Here is a 16,641-nt window from a genome sequence, read left to right as displayed (position 1 = left end):
ATAATCTGTCAATTATTTTTCCAAAAGAAAAGCCAGGCTCTCACCTGACTTTTAACCTTCGTCATCTGCTTTTGAAAACAACACCTCAGGAATCATCTCAAATCCTTCGATTACTGTATTCTCTTCGACTTCAAGCATCAAACAAACCTTGCCATTTACTTGAACTTGCCTCACGTATTTTAAATCTTGCGGACTTATCGAAACATCCGCTACTTTCGTTTGAATTTTAATAGATTTAGAGTTAGATTTTGGCACGACATTTTTGGCTTTAAACTCATACTTTTCATCATCAATTACGGTTTTAAAGGCTGATTCTAACTTCTCTTCATCAACTTCTTTTACACCGCTACTTTTAAGAACATTTCCAACATCTTTATAGTCTAATGTTGGTGGTTCCTCTTCTTCGTGGTCTTCGATTACACGGTTAATCTCTTCGTACACATTCGACAACGTCGATGTATTAATCTGGTCTCCTGTTACCTTCTTGACAACCTCTTCAAACACCACTTTATCTTCTTGTGCTGTCATAACTTCCTCAGCGCCAAGTACATCTTCTACGAAATGATAATCTAGTTCATTAGCTTTTCCAGTCGAATATAAAACATGATTAACATCTGATGCCCCATCTGTCACTGATGGGAATAGGAATCCAGAGATTGGTGCCTTTAAGTTAATAATCGGATCGACGACGATATTATATTTAAATTCCTTTTCGATATAATCAAACAACAACTCTTTTTTCGGGTCTTGGGTTTTATTCATGCTACATAAAATAAAGGGATTTGCGTATACCTTATCGCGTCCGCTCTCATCCGCCTCAGCATTGCCCTTCGTCGGGATTCTGTACTCACCCCGGATAAAAGTCACGACAATATCCATCTCATATTGTTTATCCTTTAACATCTTCTCAACAAGCTTAAGCATTTGGTTCGTCCACTCTTCAGTACTTTGACCAAGTAAACCTTGATGTAGAATAAGCTGACTACTTTGTTCAGAATCCTGCTGGAACTTTAACTCAAATAACTTCTCATCAAGCTGTCCTGTTAACACTTTCTTGAAGTTATTCATAAATAACTCTTTCTGTTCTTCTTCTAATAACTCAAACGGCATCGTTTCATGGTGATAAATATCACTCGATTCTTTCATAATATAAACATTAAAAATCTCGCTAATGTTCAATAGGTCATTGTCTAATTTGAATTGTTTACGAATATTGGCGATGTCTTTTTTATTCAATGATTTCACTCCTATGATGTTGAATTCATACTGTCTCATTTTATCATAGAAATACTCATTTAAAGAAAATCAATTCAACAAAAAAGACGCCCCATCAGGCGCCTTATAAAATTAATTTTTCGTGTTCCGTGCAGTCGACTTAGCCTTACCTCTTCGTTGCTCGTCAGGCCGTTTTCCTTCGCCATTACGCTTATACTTCGGTGCTTTTGAATCTTTCGTCATGTTCTTACCTCCCATTAATCACTAGTTAGTTTTATCGTAACCATAACTCACTGATTAATGTACGTAACATTTTGAAAGCACCCTACTTAGTTCATTATACTCCTTCGGTTCCAGTCGATTCAGATTCATCCTCACTCTCATTCATACCTGGGGCACTTATGAAACGAACACCTTCTGTTATTGATTTATAAAGTCTCCAATATGAGAGCAACAACGCAAGAAATACAACTTCTACTGAGAGCCATAAGTATTCAGAAACTACCTCTTGTGCTTCTAATAAATCATTCAAATACATGCCTAATACCCGGTCTGCAAAGGTCAATAAATAGGCCACGGGTAATACCTTCATTATTGTATCACCTAGGCGAATCGCTTTAGGTAAATTCCGTTGTCTAAAACTATCGGCTAATTTTGAGTGAACATTCCAAGCACCATATAAATTATAAAAAGGGATTACAAAACTCAAAACCGACTTAACAGGGCTAATCGGATAATTCAAATTTAATTGTTGCATATCTACGTGAACCTTATATATCCAAATCACGTATATTAAATACATAATAAATAATGAAATGAAAATAAATGTATTGATAGCTTGTTCAATTTGAGCAAATGGTAAATATGAATTATAATCAATCACAAATATAATGGTTATGATAAAGACAATTGATTCAAGAATGATAAGTGCTAAAAGTATTGTACGTAATATATTGCCTATAGATTCAGATGCTAATTTCTTCAAAAAAATCACCTTCCAACATTATTAATTTAAATCTTCAAGAACATTTAAAGCTTCTTCTAAAGTGGAAACAAACACAACATCTAAGTCCAAATCCTCTTTTTCTAATACATTAATTGCTTCTCTTTGATTACTTGTTTCACCATAGTAGATCTCATCTTTTGGCATAAAAAAGATATCTACACCATTCTCTTCTGCTGTCAAAAGTTTATGACGTATAGCGCCAACTGACCCAACTGTGTGATCCGCTTCTATTGTTCCAGTTCCAGATATTAAAAAAGAGCCATTTCGTGAATAATCCATACTTAACTCCTCTTCTATTAATCCAATTGCAATCATTAATCCAAAGGAATCGCCATAATATTCCCTAGCTTCGTAAATAATATCTGCTATTCGATCTCGATGTTTAGGTTCAGATTCAGAATCGGAGGTGACATTAACCGCATTCGCAATGGTTTGTTCCTTATAATACTGGTCATCCTCCGTGTATTCAGAAGTGTAATACTCATACTCTTCATCACTAAGAGGTATAAATTCTATGTTATTGTATTGTATACCTAGTGAGATTTTATCCAAGTAGTTTTCTACGAAACCAGAGTGAACATATGTAAAATACACACTACCTTCTACCCCTAATTCAGTCACGGGTTCAATATCACCTTTAGTTATAAACTCCTCTTGTACTGGTGTAAAAAGAAGCAACGTAATGATTAAAGGAATCATTAATAAAAGAGTGCTTATTTTAGCCTCTTTATTAATCGTTAACTTTTTCAGTAACAGCACCCCCCTAAGTTAACCTTCATAAATTATATATCGGTAATTAACACATAATTTTAAATATTTAACAAAGTGAAAAGTTTTTATTAGTACCTGCCGAGGTTATTAAGAGTCCATTCTCCATCTTAAATTTTCAAATAATTATGGTATTATTAAATAAACTTACTTTGGGAAGGGTTGTTGCATGAGAAAGAAAAAATTATGGGTGATCATCTTAGTCGTTTCATTGATTGTCGCATCATCAATTCTCTATGCTTATAACTACAAGATTGTAAAAGGGGAATACGACCAATTAACAGTTACACATATGGGAGAAGTAACGCACGTCTTAAATGATCAAAACAAAATTAATGAAATGATAAATCAAATTAATCAAAGCCCTCGTGATTTTCAATTTTCTAACTCTGGATTTAAATACGATTATTTACCACATGGTATACTGAAGTTAAAGAATGAACAGGAAGAGAAGGGATTCAGACTAGTTTTTCATCAAGGAGATCAAGCCAATATCATAACAGACTCTTGGGAAATCAAAACTAAGTTTAATTTCAGTGAATAGTTATCGTTAATAAAAATTATCCCTACAAAAATAACAAAACCACACAAAGACTGCTTTTACAGCCATTTGTGTGGAAGTATAAATTAATTTCTGCCAAAGTGTCATCTAAGGTCATAGCTTACACTAATTTTAAAAGAGTATACTTTAACCTCTAAATGACCTTAACATTAGGTAAAATACACCGAAGCAGATTATATAAATAAAGGTGATTAGTAGCACTTTTAAAGAGACTTCTTTTTGCCTCCTAACCATTGACGAAAATACAAATGTAAAACCTATCAAAGAAGTAATATTTATTGCAGTGATTTGGAAAGCTACACTTGGAATTTCCACTTCCCAGCCACCACTCGGTTTCCTCTCTTTCGGCAATGATAAGACAAGTATTATTCCCCCTATTAGAATAGTAGATCCACTGGATGTTTGAATTACTTTCCATAGTTTATCATTCATTTAACCCAAACCCTACGTCATGTTCATTCCTCCAATGATTATTAGTTAGTTTTATCGTAACCGTAAAAAGGTGGATTATGTACATACGAAGATTCTCTAGTCGGATAATGTTTAATTTGCTTTAAAACTGCAACTATGAAAAAACTAACAATAATTAATAATAACCACGAGCTAACTTTTCCTAAATGAACAAGACTCCATACTTCTGATTGATAAGGGTATTCCCAGGCTCCAAAGTAAGTTGCAATATTCTCTGCTACCCAAATAAAAAATCCAATTAGTATAAATGATAAAACAATTGGCATTCTGTAATTTATTCTACCTACTTTATAACGAACCCAGGACTTCCAAAAGACAATAATAACAAGACCTAATAACCACCAACGGATATCAATCCAAAAATGATGTGTGAAAAAGTTTAAATAAATCGCTGCTGCAAGCGGAATGACTATGTAAGGCCGAGGCCAATTAATTAATTTCAATTCAAGTCTTCTCCAAGCCTGACACAGATAACTTGCAACACTTGCATACATAAACCCACTATATAGTGGTACACCGAAAATTTTAGAATAACCTTCCTCTGGGTAAGTCCAAGATCCCATATTGACTTTATAAATTTCTAATACTAGACCAATCAGATGAAACAACGTAATTACTGTTAATTCATCTTTTGTTTCAATGCGAGACTTCAACATCCACCACTGCATTAACAAACAAATCAACAGCAACCAATCATAACGCGGGATAAAGGGCATAGATACCCATTCTGTAAATGCCAATGAAACAAAAATCACTACAGGAAACATACACGATAACGCCTGAGCCCACCCAAAACGAACAAACTGTCTTAGCCCTCTCATCTAAGGAGCCTCCCAATTCACATTATGTTTAACTTGATTATAAATAATTTTTTATCGAATAACAATATTTAATTATTGAAATAGGTAAAATACGCCCTTGTTACCCTCTAAAATCTCCGCAATTTAATTTTTATTAATAAACCAAGTTTGGAATTGTTACATTAGAAAAAAGAAATTAAGGTTGTTATATTCATCAATGGGGAATAGGGCCAAATAACAGTTACAAATTATCCCCTTGTTTATTAAACAAGGGGATACGTACTTTTATGAATATAATTCCATAATACGACGATAGGATTGTTGTTTTTCCTTAAAGTCATAAATATTCGTCAAAACCAGCCAGTCAAAGCATTGATACTCATTTGATAGCTGATCCAGTTCTCGTTTAACCTTATTTGGACCACCAATAATCATGCGCTTTCGGTTATCTTGAATTTTCTTTTTATCTTTTTCACTTAACATTACTTTATTTGCCTCACCAATACTCGGTATTCGACTATCTAGACCCTTTTCCACACGTAATAACCAAATGTCCTGACTCACCGCAAGTTCTTCTGCATGCTCATCCGTTTCACCACAAATAATAAATACTGCCGAACGTTGAATAGGCTTTGGTAAGTAACCTTCTTTAAAATGATCTCGGTAATCTTGGTGCGCCGCTTCACCTCTGCTGGGGTTAATAAAATGCCCATAAACATAGCCGATCCCTAGTTCTGCAGCTAGTTTAGCACTATTTTCACCTAAACCTAATGAGAACAGTTCAGGTGAATCTTCAGTACGAGGAGCTGCACGCACTTTACCACTTTTACTTAAAAAAGTAATTAAGTCTCTTAACTTTTCCGGATAGTCATCCAACTGACTAGGCTTTCCGTCAGCCAATAAAGACCGAATTCGCTCACCGCCACCAGGCGAGCGACCAACACCCGCTTCAATCCTACCTGGAAAAAGAGCCTGAAGTTGAAATAAATGTGCGGCCAACTTATACGAACTATATTGTGGAAGCAAAATACCACCACTTCCAACTTTAATTTTAGAAGTCTTAGACGCAACAGCTGCCATCATAATCTCAGGAGAACTCGATGCCATCCCCTTCGTCGCATGATGCTCCGCAAACCAATACCGTCCATAACCCAACTTTTCCGCCAATTGAGCCATTTCAATCGTATCTGCAACCGTTTCTTCTGCCGATTTATCCTTCGGTTGTGCCATTTGTTCTAAGATCCCTAACTCCATGGTGAGAACTCCTTTATGTAGGTTTCACAACCATTATCCCACAAAAATAACAAAACCACACAAAGACTGCTTTTACAGCCATTTGTGTGGGCACTTAACGAACTTCTTTAGGGCTATACCTATACTCCAAGTCTGTCTTTGTAATCTTCGTAAATCATTGTCTCAAGTTCCTGTTCGGTCATCTCTAATTCAATTAATTTTTCCTCAAATTTTATAGCATTCTTTTTAATGATTAACCAACCAACTAAAACCAAGATAATTGAAAAAATAGAAAGTAAGACTAAAATTAAGATAAAAACACTTAAATTAAATTCTCCTGATTTAATTAAAATGGAAATCATCATAATTATACTAAGCACAACCGACCCCAATAATCCAATACCGAAAAGCCGTGGCAACCCGCGTTTATACCTTCGGTAATCTGAAAATAGACGCTTTAAATGTACAAAATCTTGTTTTGTCAATTGTCGTTTCATGGTTTTCACCTCACCAACAGCTAATGCCTCATTTTGCTTCCGAGCTATACAATGATCCAGCTTAAAATAGCAATTATAAAAATCATTAAAGCGATTCTAACTACAACGCTAAATATAATAGTGCTTTGAAATGTATAATTATTCCGTTCCACAGATTGACCAACCATCCCTGCAATGGCACCAAACAATATCACCAATACATTAAAGTAGAAAAAGGGGTTAGTATATGAAATTAAATTAAAATCAACTTCAGTACTTCCAGTTAGGCGATATCCAAAAAAGTAAAAAAAGGATGGTACCCCAATTGCGACACAAAAAACAGATATAACTTTAATCAGTTTCCACAAATCAACATGACTACTCAATGAGATACCTCCCCTTATAATCAACCTCTAAATGATCTTAGGAATAGGTAAACTAAGCCAAAGCAAATAATATATAGAATGGTAAATAAAAATACCTTCATTGAGACTTCTTTTTCTCTCCGAACCATCGTCGAGAATACAAAAGTAAATCCTAGTCCAGCTACTAAAATTATAGCGGTAATTTGAAAAGCTCCACCTGGAATTGCCACATCCCAACCACCATTCGGAAGCCTCTCTTTAGGCAGTAATAAAAAAGTAATTATACCTCCGATTATAACAATAGAGGCACTAGATATTTGAATTACTTTCCAAACTATATCGTTCATTTAAATCACACCTTTAATGGTTCTGGTTATGGTTTAATCTTTTTGTAAATCTTTTAAATACTCTTCAATAGCCTCTACTTCTTCAGCTGTCAAGTTACCATTGAACTGGTTAACGTCTAAGTTTTGAACATTACCCAGTTTGGCACCGTGATTTTCTAAAGGGTTTGGATTCACATTTGTTTCATTTAGTGAAGCATTAATATTGGAATAATTTATGCTATCTCCCACATGTGGAGTATAAAACTGACCAGCTGGCTTTTCTCCTTTGAAAGAATCGGTAATTCTCTCACTGAGGAATCTTTTAGCTGTCTCATATAATAATGTTACTTCTCTTCTTGATTTTGATAGTCCGTTTTTGACAATGAACTTATCAAGATTAACATCAGAATATACAAACAAAGTGGCAACCAATGAGCCTATAATATAATCTCTCAATTCTCCATTTCCTTCTCCTATGGAAGCTAGAGCAAATGAAGTAGCACCTCCTAAATTAATTCCAGCAAGCCCCCAACTCATCCCACTAAAAATGTTTTTCATACGTAATTGTGAAGCTGCTCGTTTAAATATTGCACCTCCAATAGGGGCAGTCAGTACTATGAATAAACTCTCAAAAAACATCTCTCTACCTGATGGCACATTTCCATTAACGACAAAATCAAGAACTAAACTTACTCCATATACAGTAAATGGAATTACTGAATTTTTTAGCATTGTACCAACAATATATCTTCCTGTTGCCAGTGACCCTCTGGATAAAGCCATAGCAAGGCCAGCCTTAAAATTATGTGTGCCTAAAGCTCTTACTGCATTCAGAACTACAGCTCCTCCAAGTGATGTAGTTAAAAATCCGCCCATTACACCACCCGTTAATGCAGAAGTAAAAGCACCAAAGAAGGTAAAGTCATCAGTTCCTCCTTGGGCTAAATAATACAAACCTCCTACTACGGCCGCTCCAGCAACAATAGCAGCAATTACTCCTGCAGATAATGTAAACGCTGTAATAACTGCGGCAGCTGCGGCAGCTAAAGCTACAGCCACTGCAACTGCAGCAATAACTGCAGCGACTGTTAAGATAAGGTCTTGAACACCATCACTTAACCCATTCCATGCATCAGCAATTCTGTCAACTACACTATTAGCAACATCCGCAATATTATGACCTATATCTTGTAAATTGCTTCCCAACTCTTTCAATGAATCAACAGTAGAATTATAGACATCACCTATAAATTCCCCTCCTGAATCAGCTAGGTCATCCAACCAACCAAAAAAGCGATCTTTCACACTTGCATCATTAGGGTCGTCAGCACCTGGATTGCCTACTCCATCCATGCCATCTCCTTCTCCAGCGCGCCATTCTTCTTCGGTGATTTCTCCATTTGTTAAAGTTGGGTGTTCGCTGTCATGCTCTATTTCCCCTGTAACATTAATTGCTGAAATAGAAGATGTTGGGATTAAAAAACAACACACCAGAATTAATAATACAAGGCCCTTTTTCATGTGACACCTCCAATCAACCTCTCAAAATGTTGATACTATTTCATAAAAGCAGCTTTAATCACATACAACATTAATATCTCTAGGTTTTTGGATATTCACCACGGCATTAGCCGGTACTTTTAACTCATCTGTATTAACACTATCAACAAATGAATCATTAATAGTAGATTTAGTTCGAATTCCTACTTTAAATTCATCTTCTTCAACAGGAAATACAACGGATATATCATTTTCAATACCATTTAAATCTGCATAATGCTGTGCAGCATCACGTATTTCATCATCTTTATGGTCTAAGACTGCTTCGCAAATAAGATTTGATAATTGCTCTTCATTCCAAAAGAATTTCATTGCATTTTCGATATCAATATCCAATGGAATATTGTATCTTAAATAACTCACAATACCCGAAGGCATGGATCGATGATCATGTTCTTCTTCTATCTGTTCAATCCATTCTTCAAACTTTTCATCGAAAAACTCATCCCAACTAATAGGAGAAGGGCCTGGTTCGGAGTCCTCTTGCATCTCCTCAAACTCTTCTTCCCATTGTTCAATTTGGTCTTTAGTCCTTGTCTCTAAGTGATCAATTGAGTCTTTTATTTTCTCTTCAATTCTATCTTCATAGACTTCTTCAGCTTTCTGTGCTGCAGCAATTGCCGCTGCGTCACTTCCAGTTTGGGAAATACGTCTCTCCATAAACACACTCGTCATATCGAAGAAAATAAATCCCATAATAATCATTCCAGCTAACAACGAGAACATGATAAATGTGGCAGAACCTCTTTCGTTATTAACCCATTTCATTATAGTCAATCCTCCTCATCTTCCGGCTCTTTTGGCATGATAGCGGAGGATTCTATTTCAAAATTAGGATTTTCCCAAATCGGAATTTTAATTGTTGGAACCTTAGTTTTAACTGAAACTTCAACATAATCACCTTCGTCTGACAATTGACTACTGACATAAAGACCACTTGCTGAATTCTGCGCTGCGACCTCATAATCACCGCCAACGCTTGCGACCCTAGCAGCATCTCGAGCAGCAGCTTCGCCAATAATCATTGTGTACCCTGCCATTAATATTTGCCATGCTACTAGAGCTGAAATAATGATTAATGGAAAAGTCCCTATAAATTCTACAACTTGGGATCCGCGTTCAGTTTTTATATGCTTATACCATTTTTTCATTAGTCACATCACCTCTTCATGTGACGAACCTATTCACCACTATTTGTTAGGTTTTCAATCTGTTTATTAATAAAATCCATAATTGATTGACCTATTTCTGTACCTCCACCATCTGAGAAAAAAGCAATGACAGCACCTAAGATTGCAATGACAACTAATGTCATACCAATCCATTCCATCAATTCCGCGCCTTTTTCATTATTTAGTCTTCTTTTAACAACCTCAAAACCATTATTAACTTTTCTACTAAACCTTGATAATAACATCATTGGAACACTCCTTATCTTTTATTTAATTAAAGAAACCTGTTACCCCAAAATTCTCGGGGTTATATATTAAATTTAATAATAATAAACCTACGATTAAGAAGAACAGAGATGGTGCGATTAAAAATGTTGTAACTAAAGAAATCTTAGGGTTTGACTTTGCCGCTTTCTCCTTAGCAATGCTTCCCCTTGAAGACCTAAGATCTTCAGCTTGCACCTGGAATGTATGCGCAATAGATACTCCAAGCTCACTACCTTGAATCAAAGACTTAACCAGGGCGCTTAATTCTTGGGAATCATTACGGTTCATTAAGTTCTCATAAGCCGTTTTTCTAGGCACCCCAAGTTCAATCTCTTGATTGAATTTCTTAATTTCTTCATAAAGTGGCCCTTCCATGTAATTTGTACTTGTTTTTAAAGAGCCATCCAAAGAACTACCCGCATGCAACATCACACTGATCGTATCTAGGAAATCCGGCATCTCTTCACTTATTTTTCTTTGACGCTCTTTGGCTTTGAGACTCAACCAAATGTCTGGCCACATAAATGCTAGAAACGTTAATAAAACAGATGCAATTACAAAAGCTCTAATACCTAAAATGAATAAGATCAAAAACAATACTCCACCAAAAGCACCCAACGTAAGTTTGAGACCGTAGTAAGAGTCCACAGTCATTCCGTAGGGGCTTCCGGCTAACTGAAGTTGCTCACGGTCTTTCTCAATATTTCGGAAAGATAGTAAAGACTTCGCTCTTGGAGCCATCTTTTGCGCCATGTTCATCACACGATAAACGAACCTTTTTCTAAGTTTAGCTTTCTTCTTCTTTTTTAATTTTTCTCCCAACCAATAATTATGCAATTCAAATTTTTTTAAGTAATAGTTAAATAGAAAAATAAGCCCAAATAGTAAGATTATTAATGTAAAAAAAATAATGGATATTTCTAGGTAAAAATTTTGCACAATACTCACACCCTAATATTTGTCAGACGCTTAATAATAATCAAACCAACAGTGATAACCCCTACAACTAATCCAATTAAAATTAATCCGAATGGAGTAAATAATGGATTTAGAAAACCCGGTATGATAATAGACATAAGACCCATCATCGCAACTGGCATTAACGGCAAGATATATGCAACGGCTTTGCCTTCTGCCGTGGCTGCTCGAATTTCTTTAAATACTCTTGAGCGTGATTCAATTGTTTGAGCCATCATATCTAGTATCTTTCCTAAGTTACCGCCAACATGCTTTTGGATTAATAAAGTACCTACAAAAATATTGACATCACTTGATTGAGCTTTGTCTCGAAATCGATTTAATACAGACTCTAGATCTTCACCAACAGACAGTTCCCTAGTCATGATTGCAAAATCGCTTCTGGCTGGTTCCTCTAAATCATCTGCACAGTTTTTTATACCTTGCTGAATGGTCAAACCTGCTTTAAGTGAGTTAGACATAAGCCTACAAATCTCTGGAAGCTGAGCATTTAGTTTTTCTCTACGCTTGTTTTTCCGTGATTTCAGAAGAAAATAAGAACCAAAATAGACAATTGAAAATGCTAATAATAAATCTATTGGAAATATAAGTGATAACATCTTATTATTGATAAACCATAACCCGCCGAAAGATAATAAGAAGAGCATCATATACTCGGATGGTTTAATGGTAATATCCGCCTGTTGAAGTTTTAGAGATAATTCACTCGCCATAGACGAAGAGTCGAATTGATCCCCAAACTTCATTAATAAACTTCTTCTTTCTAAAGCTTCCTCAACTTGAAAATTAGCGTATAACTTCTTTTTCCTTCTTCGTAACCTTGCGTAGTAAATGATATAAAACATTGAGAGTAATACGGCCATAAAAAGTAGAGTTAGAACAATTTGCAAGTAGAGCATCATCTATTACCCCTTTCGCTGTAGAGGATCATAGCCAAAACGTCTAAATCGATCGTTAATTTTCGGAACATAACCTGTTGCTTTAAAAGTACCTTCTACATAACCATTTTGGTCTGTTCCTGTTTGATCAAACACAAATATATCATTTACTTGCAAATATCCATTTTCATTTACTAATTCTGATATTTTAGTAATTTTGCGTCGGCCATCTACTAATCTACTTATTTGAACTATTAAATCGATTGCCCCGATAAAATACTTTGAAATAACCTCAGGTGTTAGTTGCAAACCTGACATAATAACCATCGCTTCCAATCTACCAATTGCATCTTTAGGTGAATTTGCGTGAACGGTAGTAAGAGATCCTTCATGACCGGTATTCATCGCTTGAAGCATATCAAAAGCTTCTGAACTTCTTACCTCACCAACGATGATACGGTCAGGTCTCATACGTAGAGCATTTTTCACCAATTGACGAATTGTAATACCACCCGTTCCTTCAACGTTTTCTGGTCGCGCTTCAAGTCGGACAATATTATCATAATCAAAGCGTAGTTCAGCCATATCTTCTATCGTTACTAAGCGCTCACCTACTGGAATAAATTCCGAAAGTACATTAAGAAGCGTAGTTTTCCCGCTTCCTGTTCCTCCGGATACCAAGATATTACTTTTAGAACGGATAGCAGCATCCAAAAATTCTCCCATATCTCGATTCAGTGTTCCAAGCGTAATAAGGTCATCCATAATAAATGGATCTTTTTTGAACTTTCGAATCGTCATTGATGGACTATCTAAACTAATTGGTGGTAAAACTGCGTTAACACGACTTCCGTCATGTAGTCTAGCATCTGCCATAGGAGAGCTTTCATCAATTCGTCTACCTAATGGAGCAATTATTCGGTCAATAATATGTCTAATATGTTTTTGATCTCGGAACCGAATATCTGCTTTAGATATCTTTCCATTTCGCTCAATATATATTTCAGTTGGACCATTTACCATAATTTCTGTAATCGAATCATCATCCAGAAGTTTTTCTAAAGGACCGTACCCAACTGATTCGTGAATGATGAAATCTACAATTTGCTTCAATTCACTTTTTTTCAAAATAATCTTCTCTTCACTTACCATTTGAAGCACAAGGTTCTCAATGGTTTCTTTTCGTTTATCAGGAGGCATCGATGTAATGGTTTCTAAATTAGCCTCGTTCAATAACCTTTGTTTAAAATGATTGATATGGTCATCGAGGGCTCTGTTGCTTTGGTGTTCATACGAATGTTCTTGTGCTTTTAACTTTTGTACCCAAGACATCGTTATTCCTCCTTAGTTACACTGAGAACAAAATGACTTACCTCTCGGCTAACTTTATTTGCAGCCCGACCTTTTTTCTTAGTGAAGTACGGTTCACCCATATTAATGTAAGGTTGGATACCAGAAAAATGGGAACTTATTTTTGTATATATAGGCTCTTCAATAATTTTTTCTACATCTTTAGCTTGAAGCTCATTTTTACTACTATCTCGATTTAAAATGACATGAAAGTTTTTTCCACTCTTTAAGGCGAAACTTTCAAAGATTGGTTTAGATTGCTTAAAAGCTCGGATTGCAGGACTTTCTGGACTTAAAACATAAAAGACTTTCGTGGCCTCTGATAAACCAACATAGCTAACCTCACTAAAACCGCTTGGCAAATCTAATATGACGTAATCAAAATAAGACTTTGCAACCTGAATAGTTTTCGGTAATAGATTATCTAGAAGTTCTGCCGCTCGTACAGGGTCTGCCGGTCCTAATAAGACATGGACTCCAGATTTTGTTGGATAACTAACATTCATTATGTGATCAGGAGTTAACTCATCTAGAACGACCTCTAGCTGTTGATAATTCCGTCCACCCTCTAACCCGAACATCGACTCTAATCCCCCAAACTGACTATTCATATCAATAAGGAGAACTTTCTTCTCGTTGTGAATGGCTAACGATTGCGAAACAATCGTAGCTAATGTTGATTTTCCTGAACCACCCTTAGCACTATAAAAAGACCAAATTTCATTCCCGCCTTCTGTACCTCTCATCAGTTCTCTTCTATTTTCGAATTGATTCTTTAATTCGGATAACCGTTGTTGTAAACGATCGACTTCTTTTGGGAAGATGAATATTGAAGTTGCACCAGCATCCATCCAAGCACGGGCCTCTCTAAAGTTTTCCTCTTCAAGGAGTACCGTAACTTCATTGGATTGATGAGGGCGTCTAAAATCCCTAGGCGAGACAACTTCATGGTCTACTAAAATATGGTCACTCTTGGAATCAAATTGGTTATTAGTTGCTACATCAAATTCTAAATCTAATTCATTTAACATCTTTTCAATTTGATCTAGCCAAGCTTCATTTTTTATCATCACTGTCGTTTTATAATGATTCATGTGTTATTCTCCCTCACTTTGTTCTTCTACTTGAGCGTTACTATTACTCACTCTCAACACACGAATTTGTTTTGCAATATTCTGGTAGTAAATAAGTTCCTGTGCTACCTCTATATCCATACGTACAAGGACTTCCTCACCGTTCACCTCTACAACGGGAACATCTCTAAAAGCTGGACTAACAGTAGTCCCTTCATCTGTATCGTATACAACAATAATGTCTAGATTATCCCCCTCACCTATTGCTTCATCCTTCATAACATTATCTGTAGCATCAAGCCTTACAATTCTTTCATTAGGTGGTATTGAGCTTTTCTCTCTAACCATGTTACTTGTTATGTAATTTCCTGCTTCTAAATTTACAATGCTTATGCTATCTTCAAGGTCGGATTTCTGTTGAATGAAGTTTTCAGCTTGATCCGTTAGTGGAACATCTACCCAGTCCACATTACTGTCATTAAATTCCTCATAGCTATCAATCTCTTCACTTGCAACTGCCACCTCAATCGTTTGACTAGTAGATTCTGCAATGGCTTGCAACTGTTGAATAATTAAACCCGCTGCGATAATAGCTAATATAAATGCTAATAATATAAATATGAACGCCTTTCGCTTTGCTTCAACCAATTAACCCTCACTCCTATTTGAATCTAGTAAGCTAATGGATATAGATGCTGTGTCTATTAATTGTTCCAATTTACTAAAAGAATGATAAAAATATACCTCTCCACTAAACATCTCTTGAACAATTATTGGCGAGCTATTTTCTGCTTCATTCTTCACTTCGTCAATAAGTTCCTCTAAACCGCCTTTGTTAGCTTTCTTAGCTTTACCATTACCCTCTTTCCACAAAATGTAATCCTCTAATTTGAAACTTTTTCCTTTTTGTTTTAATTGCTGAATTTTTTTATACTTACTGTTTACTATTTTGTAATTTCTCAATCGCTTCTTTACTCGGCGCCAATTATCCAATAACGATATCAGTGGTTCACTCTGTCGATCAGTCAACAGAAACAATAAATGCATAGTTTCAGCCTGATTATCCGGCAATTCAAACGGTATAATTCTTATCTCCGGTAAATAGAAGTTTCTAAGTTTCATGAGTTCTTCGTCGTTTTTCTTGGCGGCTTTAAACAAATAAATTACGATATCATTATGTTTATATTGGTTAATTAATGGAATTCTCTCATCAAAACTTATCTTTTTCTTCTGATCGACCTCTACAATATCGTGCATTTGAAACAATGGGTGTTGTTTTATGTAGTCATGATCATGTTCGACTAAAATAGTTACTTTTTTACTTAGTATTTCCTTCAAACTATTCCCCCCTGTGCAGAGTAATAAAGTATTAGTAAAACAGTAGTATAAGAAATAGCCGGTCCAAAGGGTGCCATTTCCTGTTTCTTCCTTTTCCCAATAACCCTGTTAAAAAGTCCTATAAAAAATGCTAAAAGACTTGATAATAGTAACAATTGATATACAAAGGTGAAGGAAGTTCCTAGTCCAATCACTGTCACTAATTTAATATCACCACCACCAATTCCACCTTTGGAAATAATAGCAATGAGTAATAATAAGGCAAAAGCAAATAATCCCCCAAGCAAACCGGAGATAAATTCGTTATTTAATAATTGAAGAAAAATAATACTAGGTAAAAATATTAGCAACAATCGGTCTGGGATAACCATGTATAAACTATCCAGAATTGCTGCTACTATAACAATCGTGATTATTATTAAGTAATTTGTTGTGGTAAAATACTGTAAATCTTCTAGAGGCAGGATAAATAAGATTAATAAAAATAAACTAAATAAATAAAATAATAGTTTTGTATCAATCTTAGGATGTTGTAATTCATAATGAGGACTATACAAAGGGATAAAATGTCGAATTGATACAAAAGTTAGACAAGACAAAAAACCTGCCAACAGAAATATATACAAACATACTCCTACTTTCTTATATCCATTTGACTAAAATTTATATTAACATAGTTATTTTTTAATTCACTATTTTTCCTAAAAAAAGGGAGTATAGTATTAAATTGCATATCGTACTTATGCTACTATCTTTTTACTTATTTTGGAATAAAAGAGTACTAATTTACTAAATAATGGTAA

At 35.3% G+C, this 16,641-nt stretch carries 20 protein-coding genes; 1 reads left to right on the top strand and 19 read right to left on the bottom strand.

Going from position 1 to position 16,641, the window contains the following annotated elements:
- Positions 1-51: 51 nt before the first annotated feature.
- The 3 genes from EDC24_RS14175 to EDC24_RS14165 all read right to left on the bottom strand — a co-directional run bounded on the left by EDC24_RS14175 (position 52) and on the right by EDC24_RS14165 (position 2,980).
- Complete coding sequence (locus EDC24_RS14175) at positions 52-1,236, bottom strand: DUF4317 domain-containing protein (RefSeq protein WP_124223711.1); 1,185 nt, start codon at positions 1,234-1,236, stop codon at positions 52-54.
- Positions 1,237-1,552: 316 nt separating this feature from the next.
- Positions 1,553-2,200 (bottom strand): hypothetical protein, encoded by a 648-nt coding sequence (locus EDC24_RS14170; protein WP_124223709.1) that lies wholly within the window; start codon positions 2,198-2,200, stop codon positions 1,553-1,555.
- Positions 2,201-2,221: 21 nt separating this feature from the next.
- Positions 2,222-2,980, bottom strand: coding sequence for a hypothetical protein (locus tag EDC24_RS14165; protein ID WP_124223707.1), 759 nt, complete (start codon positions 2,978-2,980; stop codon positions 2,222-2,224).
- Positions 2,981-3,158: 178 nt separating this feature from the next.
- On the opposite strand from EDC24_RS14165, the gene EDC24_RS14160 reads away from it, so the two are divergent.
- Positions 3,159-3,533 carry a hypothetical protein gene (locus EDC24_RS14160; protein ID WP_124223705.1) on the top strand — a complete coding sequence of 125 codons (375 nt, stop codon included), beginning with the start codon at positions 3,159-3,161 and terminating at the stop codon, positions 3,531-3,533.
- A gap of 491 nt (positions 3,534-4,024) precedes the next feature.
- Here the strand turns inward: EDC24_RS14160 and EDC24_RS14150 are convergent, their stop codons facing one another.
- From EDC24_RS14150 to EDC24_RS14075, 16 genes are all read right to left on the bottom strand, one after another.
- Positions 4,025-4,843: a DUF817 domain-containing protein gene (locus EDC24_RS14150; RefSeq protein ID WP_124223702.1), complete on the bottom strand. Its 819-nt coding sequence runs from the start codon at positions 4,841-4,843 to the stop codon at positions 4,025-4,027.
- A gap of 264 nt (positions 4,844-5,107) precedes the next feature.
- Positions 5,108-6,076 (bottom strand): LLM class flavin-dependent oxidoreductase, encoded by a 969-nt coding sequence (locus EDC24_RS14145; RefSeq protein WP_124223700.1) that lies wholly within the window; start codon positions 6,074-6,076, stop codon positions 5,108-5,110.
- Positions 6,077-6,195: 119 nt separating this feature from the next.
- Positions 6,196-6,552, bottom strand: a complete 357-nt coding sequence (locus tag EDC24_RS14140) for a hypothetical protein (RefSeq protein ID WP_124223699.1) — start codon at positions 6,550-6,552, stop codon at positions 6,196-6,198.
- A 44-nt stretch (positions 6,553-6,596) separates the two neighbouring features.
- Positions 6,597-6,917 (bottom strand): hypothetical protein, encoded by a 321-nt coding sequence (locus EDC24_RS14135; protein WP_124223697.1) that lies wholly within the window; start codon positions 6,915-6,917, stop codon positions 6,597-6,599.
- Positions 6,918-6,937: 20 nt separating this feature from the next.
- Positions 6,938-7,243, bottom strand: a complete 306-nt coding sequence (locus tag EDC24_RS14130) for a hypothetical protein (RefSeq protein WP_124223696.1) — start codon at positions 7,241-7,243, stop codon at positions 6,938-6,940.
- A 33-nt stretch (positions 7,244-7,276) separates the two neighbouring features.
- Complete coding sequence (locus tag EDC24_RS14125) at positions 7,277-8,743, bottom strand: hypothetical protein (RefSeq protein ID WP_124223694.1); 1,467 nt, start codon at positions 8,741-8,743, stop codon at positions 7,277-7,279.
- 54 nt (positions 8,744-8,797) lie between these two features.
- Positions 8,798-9,550, bottom strand: a complete 753-nt coding sequence (locus EDC24_RS14120; protein ID WP_124223692.1) for a pilus assembly protein TadG-related protein — start codon at positions 9,548-9,550, stop codon at positions 8,798-8,800.
- Positions 9,551-9,555: 5 nt separating this feature from the next.
- Complete coding sequence (locus EDC24_RS14115) at positions 9,556-9,933, bottom strand: hypothetical protein (RefSeq protein ID WP_124223690.1); 378 nt, start codon at positions 9,931-9,933, stop codon at positions 9,556-9,558.
- Between the two features lie 29 nt (positions 9,934-9,962).
- The gene (locus tag EDC24_RS14110; protein ID WP_124223689.1) at positions 9,963-10,202 is read right to left on the bottom strand and encodes a hypothetical protein; all 240 of its coding nucleotides are present in this window, start codon (positions 10,200-10,202) and stop codon (positions 9,963-9,965) included.
- Between the two features lie 22 nt (positions 10,203-10,224).
- Positions 10,225-11,043, bottom strand: a complete 819-nt coding sequence (locus tag EDC24_RS14105; RefSeq protein ID WP_170158607.1) for a type II secretion system F family protein — start codon at positions 11,041-11,043, stop codon at positions 10,225-10,227.
- A gap of 122 nt (positions 11,044-11,165) precedes the next feature.
- Positions 11,166-12,098: a type II secretion system F family protein gene (locus EDC24_RS14100; protein WP_170158606.1), complete on the bottom strand. Its 933-nt coding sequence runs from the start codon at positions 12,096-12,098 to the stop codon at positions 11,166-11,168.
- A gap of 6 nt (positions 12,099-12,104) precedes the next feature.
- Positions 12,105-13,409 (bottom strand): TadA family conjugal transfer-associated ATPase, encoded by a 1,305-nt coding sequence (locus EDC24_RS14095; protein WP_124223683.1) that lies wholly within the window; start codon positions 13,407-13,409, stop codon positions 12,105-12,107.
- Positions 13,410-13,411: 2 nt separating this feature from the next.
- Complete coding sequence (locus EDC24_RS14090; protein ID WP_124223681.1) at positions 13,412-14,521, bottom strand: CpaE/TadZ family protein; 1,110 nt, start codon at positions 14,519-14,521, stop codon at positions 13,412-13,414.
- 3 nt (positions 14,522-14,524) lie between these two features.
- Positions 14,525-15,148, bottom strand: coding sequence for a CpaB family protein (locus tag EDC24_RS14085; protein WP_124223679.1), 624 nt, complete (start codon positions 15,146-15,148; stop codon positions 14,525-14,527).
- On the bottom strand, positions 15,149-15,838 hold the full coding sequence (locus EDC24_RS14080; protein WP_124223677.1) for a hypothetical protein: 690 nt from the start codon (positions 15,836-15,838) through the stop codon (positions 15,149-15,151).
- Positions 15,835-16,449 (bottom strand): prepilin peptidase, encoded by a 615-nt coding sequence (locus tag EDC24_RS14075; protein WP_170158605.1) that lies wholly within the window; start codon positions 16,447-16,449, stop codon positions 15,835-15,837. The genes EDC24_RS14080 and EDC24_RS14075 overlap by 4 nt, the downstream gene beginning before the upstream one ends.
- Between the last annotated feature and the right edge of the window lie 192 nt (positions 16,450-16,641).

Source organism: Aquisalibacillus elongatus (genome assembly GCF_003843875.1).
Taxonomy (GTDB): domain Bacteria; phylum Bacillota; class Bacilli; order Bacillales; family Alkalibacillaceae; genus Aquisalibacillus; species Aquisalibacillus elongatus.
The sequence above is the reverse complement of the archived record's forward strand: the minus strand, read 5'-3'. Positions and strand labels throughout refer to the sequence as shown.

Bases quoted from the DNA above. Each gene is read 5' to 3' on its own strand.
- EDC24_RS14160 (WP_124223705.1), top strand. From the start codon at position 3,159: ATGAGAAAGAAAAAATTATGGGTGATCATCTTAGTCGTTTCATTGATT.
- EDC24_RS14150 (WP_124223702.1), bottom strand. From the start codon at position 4,843: ATGAGAGGGCTAAGACAGTTTGTTCGTTTTGGGTGGGCTCAGGCGTTA.
- EDC24_RS14145 (WP_124223700.1), bottom strand. From the start codon at position 6,076: ATGGAGTTAGGGATCTTAGAACAAATGGCACAACCGAAGGATAAATCG.
- EDC24_RS14140 (WP_124223699.1), bottom strand. From the start codon at position 6,552: ATGAAACGACAATTGACAAAACAAGATTTTGTACATTTAAAGCGTCTA.
- EDC24_RS14130 (WP_124223696.1), bottom strand. From the start codon at position 7,243: ATGAACGATATAGTTTGGAAAGTAATTCAAATATCTAGTGCCTCTATT.
- EDC24_RS14125 (WP_124223694.1), bottom strand. From the start codon at position 8,743: ATGAAAAAGGGCCTTGTATTATTAATTCTGGTGTGTTGTTTTTTAATC.
- EDC24_RS14120 (WP_124223692.1), bottom strand. From the start codon at position 9,550: ATGAAATGGGTTAATAACGAAAGAGGTTCTGCCACATTTATCATGTTC.
- EDC24_RS14115 (WP_124223690.1), bottom strand. From the start codon at position 9,933: ATGAAAAAATGGTATAAGCATATAAAAACTGAACGCGGATCCCAAGTT.
- EDC24_RS14110 (WP_124223689.1), bottom strand. From the start codon at position 10,202: ATGATGTTATTATCAAGGTTTAGTAGAAAAGTTAATAATGGTTTTGAG.
- EDC24_RS14100 (WP_170158606.1), bottom strand. From the start codon at position 12,098: ATGCTCTACTTGCAAATTGTTCTAACTCTACTTTTTATGGCCGTATTA.
- EDC24_RS14095 (WP_124223683.1), bottom strand. From the start codon at position 13,409: ATGTCTTGGGTACAAAAGTTAAAAGCACAAGAACATTCGTATGAACAC.
- EDC24_RS14090 (WP_124223681.1), bottom strand. From the start codon at position 14,521: ATGAATCATTATAAAACGACAGTGATGATAAAAAATGAAGCTTGGCTA.